Genomic DNA, 11,731 nt, shown 5'->3' on the forward strand with positions numbered 1-11,731 from the left:
TCCTGATAAGTGATGGGGAAAAATCGATCAATCTACGATCGCCGAACGACTCGCTTCCTGGCCTGCTTGCAGCGCGGCCTTGTTTTCTTTCACAATCAGCATGGTCAAAAACGCCGCTACCAGCACGAGAACCGCCACGAACAAACTATCTTGCAGCGCAGCGATTGCCGCGTATTTTCGCACGAGTTGACCGAGCAATCCGACAGCCGACGAATAGGCTTCCGAAAGCGACATGCCTTTTGCCACGTACATTTGCTGCCATTGGGACAGCGTCTCCACGACGGATTGCCGCGTGGTCGTGACCTGCTCGCCCATTTGTGCCGCGTGCACCGCGCCTCTTCTGGTAAACAAGGAAATCAATCCGGCAATGCCGATCGAGGTAGCCACTTGCCGGGAAATATTCGTGATCACCGAAGCTGCGGGCACTCGTTCCGGCTCAGACACGGCCACCAGCGGAATTTGCATGGAAGTCATCAGACACATGCCGAGTCCGATCCCGCGCAAGGCAAGCAGCCAGTGAATCGTCGACATGCTGGTGTTCAAATCGACTTGGGTTAAAAAATATCCGGGCACGATGCATAAAGCGAGACCGACGACAATCAAAGGCTTCAAACCGATGCGCGTCGCCAGCATGCCGCATATCGGCGTGACGATCCCGGAGGCAATCGCTTGCGGCAGCATCATCAGCCCGGTATCCATCGCCGTGCGACCGAGCATGTTCTCCGAGTAGATTGGCAGCAGGTAAATGACGCCGAAATTGCCGACCATAATCAGACTGTTTACCAAAAGACCGAGCGTAAACTGCCGATTGGCGAACAACCGTACATCGACCAGCGGATGAGCCGTCGACAGCTCTCGCATCACGAACATGTACCCGCAGATCAAGGCACTCATCAGCAACGATACGATCGTAAAAGAGTCCCAGCCGTACTCCTCGCCTTTCGTCACGGCGAGCAGAAGACTCACCAGCGCAACGGCCGACCAGACAAACCCTTGCAGATCAAAAGGCTGTTTGCGATTCGCTTCGCTTTCCTGCAAGCAGCGCCACACCAGAAACATCGCCAAAATGCCAAACGGAATGTTCACCGTGAAAATGAATCGCCAGTCGAGATGCTCGACGAAATAGCCGCTTAACGTCGGCCCGACAGCGGGAGCGACAAAGACCGAGATGCCGAATACTCCCATGGCTGGGCCGATTTTTTCGCGCGGGACGACGAATTGAATCATCGATTGCCCGATCGTCATCATCAGTCCGCCGCCTGCCGCCTGAATGATTCGCGCCGCGATCATCGTCCCGTTGCTGACAGCCAGGCCGCACAGCAGCGAACCGATTGTGAACAGGAACAGGCTGGCGAGATAGCTTTTTTTGATGCCGAACCGGATACCCAAAAACCCGGCCAGCGGAATGACAGCAGCCATCGTCAATGTATAGCTGGTCACGACCCATTGAATTTCCTCCGTCGACGCCCCGAACACATTCATCATTTCCGGAATCGCCACATTGACGATGCTCGTATCGAGCACAGCCATGAACGTACCAAGCACGATCGCAAACACACCCGGCCAAAAATTTTCTTGAGGACTCATCGCTACACATCCTTATCGCACGTGGATGGACACATTGGCATTCAAACCTGGCTGAAAGTCGTACGGCCCCTCGTCAAACGTAATTTTTACAGCGATACGCTGGGTTACTTTGGTGAAGTTTCCGCTCGCATTCACTGACGGCAGCAAGGAAAATGTCGACTGGGTAGCTTCGCCGATGCGATTGACCGTTCCGCGGAACGTTTGCCCCGGGTATTTATCCAGCACGATATCGACCGGCTGCCCGACCTGGATATAGCCCGCTTCTGCTTCCTCCACATGTGCTTCCACGTACAGCTTCCGCTTGTCGACGACCAGCGCCAACGTGTTGCCTGCCCCAATGACCTCGCCTTCCTTGGCGGCTCTTTGCAAAATCACGCCGTCGATCGGGGAACGGACCATCAAGCTGTCCACCTGGGTCGGACTTGCCGCGTTGACTTGCTCCTGTTCAGCCACGATCTCGTCTTTTTGCACCTGACTGCCGACATCGACCGTCACATGCGTCAGCTTTCCCGCCACCTTGGGGGCAATTTTGTAAATCTCGCCCGTCACGACAGCATCTTCCGTTTTGACGTAAAAATAGCTCTGGTAACCGTAGTAGCCGACTACAGCGACGACCAGCAGAAAAACGGCGGCCAAAATCAGCTTCGGATTGCGTTTTTTCTTTTCCATAACAGGTGATTGCCTCCTTGTTTGCACCAACAAACCGACTGTCGGTTTGTGGGTGAGTAAAATATCAGGCTCGCACGTTCATGCGATGCCTCGTCTCAGGCTTGCTTTTTCAAAAAGTAACGCTTCACTACAGGCCGCACGAGGATGGTAGCGGCGATCCCGACGATGTTCCAAATATTGACCAGCAAAACGCCTGTTTCTCCGGAAATCATCGCGAGCGCAAACAGTACGGAGCAAACGAGCGAGAGTGCGAACACAACAGCCCAGATAAGTGTCAACCAAAAATTCGAGGCGAGAAACAGCGGATGCGTGGTGAAGCTCTCCGGCACTACTTTTTTCGCGTATTGAAGCGTAAACGGCTTTTTGATGCACAGCGACCAGATGGCTGCCAGGGCAAGAATCGCGTACATGAACAATTGGGTAAAGTCGAACAGATGAAACACAGGGAAGAACAAGGCAATCCAGAAGCCGCAAAAGAAGTAAAATACTTTGATCGCGATAATCGTCGTCACTTCCCCGAATCGCTTTTTCTGAAACAAATAGATCAGCAGGGCGAGAACGAAGCCGATGGCAAACCCGAGTGTCGGCGGCTGCACTTGAAACGCTACGATAAATGGGATCAAGTCGATAAAGATCCAGAACAAAGTCATGATCACGGTACAACTCTCCTCGTCACCTTTTTTATGAATGATGGAATCAGTCATTGCTTTCTGATCTAATAATACAAACCGACCGTCGGTTTGTAAAGCCTTTTTTCAACATTTTTTTCCTGTCATGTCTTCAAGCTTTGTCTGTACTTCATCAACAAGTACCATGCAATGGCAATCGCCCCGCCAATCAGCAAAAACGTCAAGCCGTAATGCCTGACATAGACGGTGACTTTGAACCATTCTTTTTCCAGCGCTCTGCCCAAAAGCAAGAAAGTGATGCTCCACAAAAAAGCTCCCGTATAGGCAAACACCGCGAAGACGCGATACTTCATCCCGGACATCCCTGCCAAGTAAGCCGTGATGTGGCGGACACCCGGCAAAAAGTAGCCGACAATCAACAAGAAGGTGCCGTACTTGGCGAACAGCTTTTGCGTGGACTCGATCTTTTTCGGATTCAAATGCAAATATGGCCCCACTTTGAGCAAAAGCGGCAACCCCCATTTGGACGCGATCAAGTAGCTGACGGTGATGCCTGCCGCCGCTCCCAAAAAAGCGCTCAGCACGGCAAACGGCATCTGCAAAACTCCGCGCGACACAGCGTATCCGGTATACGTCATCAAGACTTCATCGGGAATCGGCAGCCCGATCACCCCAAGCGCAAGCGAAAAAAACACGCCCACATATCCGTATTTCATCACAAAAAAGTCCAGGTGCTGTTCCACGGCTACCTCCAAAAAAACGTTTTCCTCTTCCATTGTATTCCCTCCTGCCTGCTTGTCATTCTCGATTTTTTTGCGAGATTCGTCCCTTCCCGCTCTCCCTTTCCGCATGAAAAAGACAGCCTCGTTCTCGCCCAAAGCGAAAAATCCGGCTGTCTTTTTGGCAATCGTTCTTTGTTTTGTCGAGCTTTTACGCGGACGGTTTTTCCTCGTCCGAATCGGTCGGTGCAGCGTTGTTTTTCTTTTTGTTGAACAGCTTTTTCACGAAGCCGCCAATCGCGCCCAACAGCACGACGATAATAATCCAACCTTTTTTGGCAAAGGCGAGAATCAGGGCGAGGAAGCCCAGCTTCTTCGCAGCGGCAACGCCCAAGCCTCCGAGAATCAAGCCAGTCAGCCCGTATTCAGCGACCTTGTCTGTCTTGGCGTCAAAATCGCTGTAGCGCTGGCCTTCTTTTACGACGAAGTTTTTCAAGATTTTTTCCCGCAATGTCTGCTTGTCCTTCGCGAGCGCTGGAACGTCCGTCACAAGAATGAAAGAAACATGGCCGGTACGCGTCAAAACTTGCAGCTTGTAGTTCAAAAACTGGGTTTTCTGCGCGGTTTCCGCAAGCATGGAGTATTCCAGTTCATGCGTCGCCGCGTTATAGGACGGCTTTACATTCCAGCCGATCACATGAAACTGCTCCTCCGGCTGTCTTTGCTTGTTCGCTTCCTCGGTGCCGTCCTTGTAGCTTTGCAGCAGTTCTTCGGCATCGATTTCGTTTTGCTCGTCGTCGCTAATATGTCCGGTGTCTTCGTATTCGATAAACAACGCCCAATTTTCGCTGTCTTCGATCGGATGGACGCTCCCGATTTCGTTCATGGTCGGGATGTCGCCATTTTCTTTCTCCATTTTGATCGTGTCGTCTTTATTGAGAAAGATCATATTTTCCGGGACTGTGAAGGAGAACTTCCCTTCCATTTCTACTTTCGTTCCGCTCTCGACAACGTTGTAGTTCCCTGCCGCACTCGCAGGCAGGACACTTCCGAACACAAACATGCTTACAACTAAAAATGATAGCCAACTTCGTCTTTTCATGCCTGACCCCTCAATCCTGTTTATTCAAGAACCTCCTCATCTTACCGGGATCATTTTCCTATTTCAAAGAGAATTTAGAAATTACAGGGAAAATTGATTCAAATTAACTGGATATAATTGGTTATTTATTTGTTTTTCCGTTACTTATTCCTCATTATCTCTAGGGCGTTTTTCACACGAAAACCCGGCTGCATTTATGCTGTTCTCCATGTGAACCACGGACGAGTCGGGTGAAGCCATGAATGATGGGAGAACAGTGGGTCGTCACCATGGCGAGCGGCTTTTAGGCGGCTGTTCGATTTGGTATAAAAACGCAGCGCGGTGCAGAAAAATAGCACTATTCCCCAGACTACTCGCTTGCGACTCCCCCCTACCGGGATATCGTCACGCCCAACTCCGATACGCTGTACATGAGCGCCTGGCTTGACTTGTCCCGAACGCCTGTCTTGCTGAGCGTGCCCGCCAATCCGCAAAACCGTTACTTTACCATGCAAATGCTGGACGTGTACACGAATACGTTTCGCAACGTCTCCAACCGCTCAACCCGGCAGGAGGCAGCACGCTACTTGCTCGTTGGCCCGAACTGGAAAGGAAATCCTCCGCCGCATACGCCCGTGATACGGCCCCGACCCGTAACGTCTGGCTCATCGGCCGTGTGGAGGTGAAGAGGGACGCCGACTTGCCGCAGGTTGTCGCCTTCGAGAAGCAGTTTGCTCTAGCACCGCTGGCCGCAGCCAAAGAGCCGCCCGCCCTGTCGCTCTCCCTCGCTACCCAACCAGATGCGTGGACATCTTTGGCTTTTTTTCAAGTGATGGCAGAGATGCTTCGCAGCACCCCGCCCCCGGAATGCGACCGCACCCTGCTCGACCAGTTTGCGCTCATCGGGATCAGCGCGGCTAAAGGCTTTTGACCCGCAAGCCATCGGTCCCGCCAGCTTCCGCAAGCAGCAAGTCTGGCCCGCTATTGAACTAACGAAGACTTGGGAGCGTTAAGCAGCAAATCCGGTTTGCGTTCAGCCTGAACAGCGAAAAGGCATTGTCTCTCTTCCGCCGACAATGCCTTTTGCTTATATAGCGAATGGAGTTAGTAATGGGCAATTCCCATGGGGCGGTCATCGCTTTCGATACAGTACTGAAACGCCTTGTCCGGATTAGGGGTATTGTACGTAGTCAGCAAATCCTGGTAGGAGCCTGCATACTTCACATTCCCCGCATGAAGAATGAAAATTTTGCAATCGATAAATTCCAGCTCCTGCAATTGATGAGTCGACATCATAACGGTGTGCCCGGCTTTTTTGGCTATGCCCGCAATCTTGTTCAATATTTTTAATCTGGCCGAAGGGTCAACCCCACTCGTTGGCTCGTCAAACAAATAGAAGCTTTTGTTAATCTCGGCAAACAAGGTGACGAGCAGCCACTTCCTTTCGCCAACAGACATTTGCCCAAACTTCCGATTCCAAAGCTCCCTGACCAGTTCTCTTTCTCGGTCATCCATCAGAGACAAACACCTCTCCGGATTTTTATCGAACGCTCTGTCCGCTATATGTAAAATAAGTCGCGCAATGTCCCTGCCTTTCAAAATGGGGGAAAAGTACAAGCTTTGCGTTTGATATACGATTTCTGTCGCTTGCGGGATTCCGTCAATCGCGCCCTCCTGAATCGCCAACACTCCCGTCAGCAAATCAAAAAGCGTTGTTTTCCCTGCCCCATTCAGGCCAATGACCACATTGACCTTATCTGCTTCCAGTTTCATATTCAGTTGATTGATCGCTTTCTTTTCACTCTTCGGGTAGGAAAACGATATATTTTTTAATTCAATCATCTGTTCTCCACTCTTTCCTGTTTTAGATTAGGTTCTTCTTACGGTTGAAGCGATTTTTATTTTCGACCATGCAATGACCCCAATCGCGATGTAGACCAGCGAAATGACCAAAAGAAACAGGTGGTTACTATTCAGGTGAAGGTTATTGGTCAATGCATCATAGGTAAACACGGAAAAGCGAAACACATATTCAACCGGATTTAAATAGTAAAGGATAGTAGTGAAAAAATCGGTAGACTCGCCACGATAGATAGCCAAATACGTCGCCGGAAAAATCAGCATATTGACAAGCGTATAGGCAGACGACGCTCTTACCGACAAGCTTGCGATTGATAGCGACAACATAAACAGCGGGAGTAAAACAACTAGATAGGTACACACAGCCGTGAAAAACAGAAGAAAAATAGGGTAATCAAAGACGATGGAAATAACAAGCGTAAACAAAGCAAGACTAACCAGCCCAAAAACAATTTGACTGAGTAAAAGTCCCACGATAATAGGAACTTTTGAACCGCAGATGAAGACAAAACTTTTCAGGATGCCTAATTCTCGAAAATCGGTTAATCTTAGCCCAATCCCGTTAAACACTACCAGCACCGCAGAGAAGGCCCAAAAGCTGGCGTAGTAATAAACAGCTTTCGAAACATCCGGCTTGGCGTGAAACCAACTGTAATTGATAGAAAAAAACAACAACAGAGGCAACAGGATCGACCAGGCTAACGCAATTTTTTCATCGATCATCGACTTGATAAATACGATAAAAAATTCGTATGATTTTCTAAGCATTCGGTCCCTTTTCCTTTCTCTTTTTGATTTTTTTTACATTTTTGAACGTAATGAATCCTTGAGCAAACCATGTAAGTGTTTCTTATGGGAACGGAATCAGCTTGTTCAAGTTTTTATATATAGATCGATCAAATTTTCTGGAGAAGCGATATTTTTGTGGATCAAGTAAAGCCGTATTCATATGCGGATAACAATCAGGTGAGAATACTTTAACAACCTTTGTGTTGAATTCCATTGTTTCAGGAACACACGTTGCGTAAACAGAAATATCTAGATCATTTACCACTCTTTGAACTCTTTCAATGAACGTGTCTATTTGAGATGTTTTCGTTAAGGGAATATTCTCCTCAAGCTGCCTTTTATTATCAGTCAAGAATGCGTATTCTTCTCGAAATTTCTCTGGGCTTAATGAGTTACAAAAGTCATAATACAAGTCGCCGTCTATACTTTCCCCCTCGTTCTCCCTTCCCCAAAAACCAGTCATAAATTGAAAATACTCGTTCATGGCTCGATTAACCGCATCTAACAGATTCCAATGTGCCCCTGCCCCAATACTGAAAGACTCTTTTCCAAAACCTAAAGCTAGTACGACATGGACGTCATCCGTTATTGAAATATCAACCAAGTAAAACTCCTGAATTCCTTTATATGTCTTGCTCATTTGTATAATATTGCAAACGATTTGTTTTTCCAATAATTTTAATGATAGTAATCTTCCTGCTTTCTTAGTTAACCATGTATGTATTAGCGACTGTCTTTCGATAAATTCTAAAAATGCTGCTTCTATTGCATAAGCACTGGAAGTATGTGAAGCTACTCCACAAGTATCACTGAAAGAGCTATGCATATCTTTATCTTTAAAAATCGGATGGCCATACTCTAAAATGACAAAATCCAAAGGTATTTTTATTGTATCTCCAGTTATTAAATTAAAGGCTTCTGTGCTGGCGCTACCATTTTCCTGAATTGCCTTCATCCTTGGGGCAAAAAGCGCTAGCCTTTCAAGGTGTTCCCCAATTGCAGCAGCCATTGCTTTCCTGCTGTTATTCTTCACTGAATTTCCATAGGCAGCTTTGTGTATTGCACAATCTACATAACAATTGGAATACCCGCACTGAAATATTTCTTTGTTTATCCATATTCGATTTGCCACAAAAGCATGTCCATGATTGGGACTATTCGTTACATAATACATGGAAAAGCTCCTTTATAATATTGGACACGTTGGTATATGATTCAAAGTATCCTGAGTTAAATTAACTGTATACCTGTTCACATCTCTATCAAGATCAATATACGTTTTCAGTGCAACATGATTATAGAGATTAGGCGAATATGCTTTAATGATAATTAGATTTTTATTTACGGTTTGATATAAAACTGTAGTGTGCAACTCTTTGACCCAAACTGGTAAATTTTTCACAATCAGATCAGTTTCTACCTCGGCTTCAGACAGCGTGATATCTTCGTCCACTTCTTGATAAGTATCCAGCTTGTTGAACAGTTCAAGGTGTTTTAGACATTCGCTATCAGTTTGGGCTTTTAGGACAATCGCCGTGTACGAACTCGGTTCAAGCCCTTCAAGTTGGTATCTATAAAAATAGTCATCATAAACGTTTTTTAGTAAATATGCTTCTGACAAGCCCTTGTGAATAGCATTCGAAAGAGAAATACTTGAGCCTACTCCTGTCATAAAAGTAAAGGGAGTAATGTGATTTGCATTCTTTGCAAAAACAAATACTACTTTTAATGGTTTAAATGTCTCTTCTACGTATGCTTGTACTTGATATCCTTCTGCTTGAAAAAGACTAACGTATATAGAATAGTGTTGAGATAAATCAATTTTTTTCCCTTGTCTCCCATACCAAAAAAGAAACGTTGAATTTTTCTCTAATAATTCTTTAATTGCATTTGATTGAGCCAGCTTACTATTAAAGTGTGCTGCTGTACCCGTGGTATCACAAACGATAGAATCTTCCTTGCATAGTTGCGTAAATCGTCTAGGGATCTTTGCAACCTTACGATTCATTATGTCAAACGATTCTGCCAAACCCTCAATGGCGTCCCCTCTAGCTCCAATTACTAATGCTCTGCGCTCTATTGATTCAGAAAACGCCTTTAAAACTGACTTTCTTTTTCTTTGAGAAATAGCGCCACAATCTACTGGTCCTATTCCACCGTCTTCCCTCCTGAATGTTCCGATTCTTGAAGTCGCTAAATAAACTGGTCTATTGTTGAAGAGTGAGTCCTTGTAACCAAAGTTTCTTTTCGACACATCAAATATCATTTCTTTCACCAAACCACTGAATTAATGTTACTGGCGCTAATCTTGCGTTTAAGCCAGATAAATGAGTCAAGGCATTGTCATTAAACCCCGCAAAACAAAATTCACCTAAGCTACTGTCAAACCTACTTAATGTCTCCCTGAAACTCTGACACATTGCGCCAATTTCAATTAATGCGTATCTGTACCCTCGTTTTCTGTATTTGGTGATAGCTCTTTTTAAATCAATGGCATAGCCAATAGCGATTTTAGAAAATAAACTTCGGTCAGAAGGGTTAATTTGATTGATTACTAAATTTAAAAGTTCCTCATCGTATTCTTTAAGTAAAATCAGTTCATTTTTCGAGGAATGAAACAAATAGCATCCTTTAACAGAAATCCCTTTTAAGACACCTTCGTCAAATACATATACGAGCGGTAAAACCGGATACAAGCCTCCAGCAGAAGGATAGTTCTTGGTTAAAGTGTTGGAAAATCTGCCGAATGAGTCTCGAAGGATGGTCCCAAAATCATCCGCATTTATGTTCCAATTCTCTTTAAATGTTCGGCAGCTCCTAGTGCGTTCAATAGTTTTTTGTTCAATTTGAAATTGGAATGATTTTTCGTAATACTTCGGTATAATATCTGTAAATTCCACTAATTCCATCCACTCTAGTAGCTCTTCCTCATATTCATACATTATTTCTGATATCCAGCATCCTTCCTGATGCATCTTAACAACTTGATCCAATAAACTATTAGAGAGAACTTCTGCTTGTAAATGATTCGCAAAATCATTCTTTCTTCTCTGCTCTACTAATAAATCTTCACTTATGTTATTCATAACAATCACACAACTCCCAATGAATCGAAGTATCTTCATATTTTTTAAAATTATCCAGTTTCATGACCATCGCTCTATTAATATCTTCATGATGAATTTTTGAGTAAGTAAAATCATGAAAAAGTAATTGCATACGCTTAATCAAACATGATGCAATAATAACTCGTTGGCTATTGGTTAAAGGAACGCCGATTTTGATGTCTTCCTCCAGAGAATACAGCATGTCAATGACTTGCTGATAAGTTAAATTATCAGCACTTCCAATTCTCATATGCGATTCAATATGACCTATATGGCAACAATGACATGGATTAACCCAATTACGGTTATAAAGCGAGTCCATATAAAATTTATTGTTGTATATATAACTCATCAATAAATAAGAGTTGCTTGATTCCATATGTCTATCCCTGATTCTTTTTCCTAAACTTTTGTTATAGGGATTTAGAAATACAAGGGATAATTCATTTTCCTCGCAAGGCTGCATGTCATCAACTGAAAGTGACGTGATTGCCAGATTCTCTTGAAAATCTTCAACTAATGTATTCATTAATATTGACCTTAAAAAATCATCATTGGTCATAATAGTAACGGAATCTATTCGGAGCATTTTTTCTTTCACTGTACGTATTAACCCATTGCTTGCTAGAAAACCAATAACCTCCTCTTTTTCTTCTTTGAAAATTTGTTCAAGCACAGACTCTGAAATTTCTTTCTTGCCAGTTCGATCCCACGATTGAATTAAATCAATGAGATCTTTATCATGAATCTTCATTACTCCATTTGCAGTTTGAACTACTACATCTCCATTCTGTAAGGAATGACACAGAAATCTGTTGATCCGATAATTAGAAGTCATATTAATTCACCATCATTTTATTTTTTGTTCTACTCTTTTAAAAGTTATGTAGATAGCCAAATTCAAAATAGCGGGTAACTATTGTTGTCAATAAGCTCCATTTTGAATTTGGCTTAAATAAACTTCATGTTGAAACGATGTCTTCCCCGGCAAAATAAGAATTATCGGTTATTTTTACCGATAGTGGCAGCACCACTACTTGAAGAAGAGGAAGAAGCGCACAATCGGCCCCCCTTATTTTTATCTGTCAGAGATTGAATAGTATTGAAATTTGAACCAACTCCAAACTTCGAAATTCCTAACATACCTCCATCCCCAATGATTTCCTTGTTTGCTCCGCGAACAATTTCTTTTTCCACGATTCTTTCACCCCTAATAAAAGTTATTGATGGTTAAAAATACCATCAACTAAATAGTAAAAAAGCAATCTTTTTTTGTGAAGGATTGTAATA

13 protein-coding genes and 1 pseudogene are annotated in these 11,731 nt (G+C 44.6%); 2 read left to right on the forward strand and 12 right to left on the reverse strand.

Annotated elements, in window-relative coordinates:
- Positions 1–27 precede the first annotated feature (27 nt).
- The 5 genes from DEP07_RS02115 to DEP07_RS02135 all read right to left on the reverse strand — a co-directional run bounded on the left by DEP07_RS02115 (position 28) and on the right by DEP07_RS02135 (position 4,706).
- Positions 28–1,587, reverse strand: coding sequence for a DHA2 family efflux MFS transporter permease subunit (locus DEP07_RS02115; protein WP_287102038.1), 1,560 nt, complete (start codon positions 1,585–1,587; stop codon positions 28–30).
- Between the two features lie 12 nt (positions 1,588–1,599).
- Entirely contained in the window at positions 1,600–2,256 is a 657-nt protein-coding gene (locus DEP07_RS02120) for an HlyD family secretion protein (protein WP_287102039.1), read from the reverse strand.
- A gap of 95 nt (positions 2,257–2,351) precedes the next feature.
- The gene (locus DEP07_RS02125) at positions 2,352–2,906 is read right to left on the reverse strand and encodes an amine oxidase (protein ID WP_229049975.1); all 555 of its coding nucleotides are present in this window, start codon (positions 2,904–2,906) and stop codon (positions 2,352–2,354) included.
- Between the two features lie 122 nt (positions 2,907–3,028).
- Entirely contained in the window at positions 3,029–3,661 is a 633-nt protein-coding gene (locus DEP07_RS02130) for a DedA family protein (protein WP_287102040.1), read from the reverse strand.
- 154 nt (positions 3,662–3,815) lie between these two features.
- Positions 3,816–4,706 carry a DUF2167 domain-containing protein gene (locus tag DEP07_RS02135; RefSeq protein WP_254223300.1) on the reverse strand — a complete coding sequence of 297 codons (891 nt, stop codon included), beginning with the start codon at positions 4,704–4,706 and terminating at the stop codon, positions 3,816–3,818.
- Positions 4,707–5,116: 410 nt separating this feature from the next.
- Between DEP07_RS02135 and DEP07_RS02140 the strand changes: the two are divergent.
- Positions 5,117–5,370, forward strand: a pseudogene (locus DEP07_RS02140) (DUF1254 domain-containing protein); the annotation flags it as partial.
- Positions 5,371–5,385: 15 nt separating this feature from the next.
- Positions 5,386–5,616, forward strand: a complete 231-nt coding sequence (locus DEP07_RS02145) for a hypothetical protein (protein ID WP_229049997.1) — start codon at positions 5,386–5,388, stop codon at positions 5,614–5,616.
- 173 nt (positions 5,617–5,789) lie between these two features.
- On the opposite strand, the gene DEP07_RS02150 is transcribed toward DEP07_RS02145, so the two are convergent.
- The 7 genes from DEP07_RS02150 to DEP07_RS02180 form a co-directional block, all read right to left on the reverse strand.
- Positions 5,790–6,527, reverse strand: a complete 738-nt coding sequence (locus DEP07_RS02150) for an ATP-binding cassette domain-containing protein (RefSeq protein WP_122966548.1) — start codon at positions 6,525–6,527, stop codon at positions 5,790–5,792.
- A 27-nt stretch (positions 6,528–6,554) separates the two neighbouring features.
- Positions 6,555–7,313 (reverse strand): ABC transporter permease, encoded by a 759-nt coding sequence (locus DEP07_RS02155; RefSeq protein ID WP_122966547.1) that lies wholly within the window; start codon positions 7,311–7,313, stop codon positions 6,555–6,557.
- Positions 7,314–7,395: 82 nt separating this feature from the next.
- Positions 7,396–8,508, reverse strand: a complete 1,113-nt coding sequence (locus DEP07_RS02160; RefSeq protein WP_122966546.1) for a YcaO-like family protein — start codon at positions 8,506–8,508, stop codon at positions 7,396–7,398.
- A gap of 12 nt (positions 8,509–8,520) precedes the next feature.
- Complete coding sequence (locus tag DEP07_RS02165; protein ID WP_122966545.1) at positions 8,521–9,600, reverse strand: YcaO-like family protein; 1,080 nt, start codon at positions 9,598–9,600, stop codon at positions 8,521–8,523.
- Positions 9,590–10,420: a nitroreductase family protein gene (locus tag DEP07_RS02170; protein WP_167470389.1), complete on the reverse strand. Its 831-nt coding sequence runs from the start codon at positions 10,418–10,420 to the stop codon at positions 9,590–9,592. The genes DEP07_RS02165 and DEP07_RS02170 overlap by 11 nt, the downstream gene beginning before the upstream one ends.
- Entirely contained in the window at positions 10,413–11,279 is an 867-nt protein-coding gene (locus DEP07_RS02175; RefSeq protein ID WP_122966543.1) for an McbB family protein, read from the reverse strand. The genes DEP07_RS02170 and DEP07_RS02175 overlap by 8 nt, the downstream gene beginning before the upstream one ends.
- Before the next feature lie 161 nt (positions 11,280–11,440).
- A complete protein-coding gene (locus DEP07_RS02180; protein WP_129552174.1) occupies positions 11,441–11,638 on the reverse strand; it encodes a hypothetical protein in 198 nt (65 codons plus the stop codon).
- Positions 11,639–11,731 lie beyond the last annotated feature (93 nt).

The sequence above is a fragment of the Brevibacillus sp. genome (assembly GCF_003521185.1).
Lineage (GTDB): Bacteria > Bacillota > Bacilli > Brevibacillales > Brevibacillaceae > Brevibacillus > Brevibacillus parabrevis.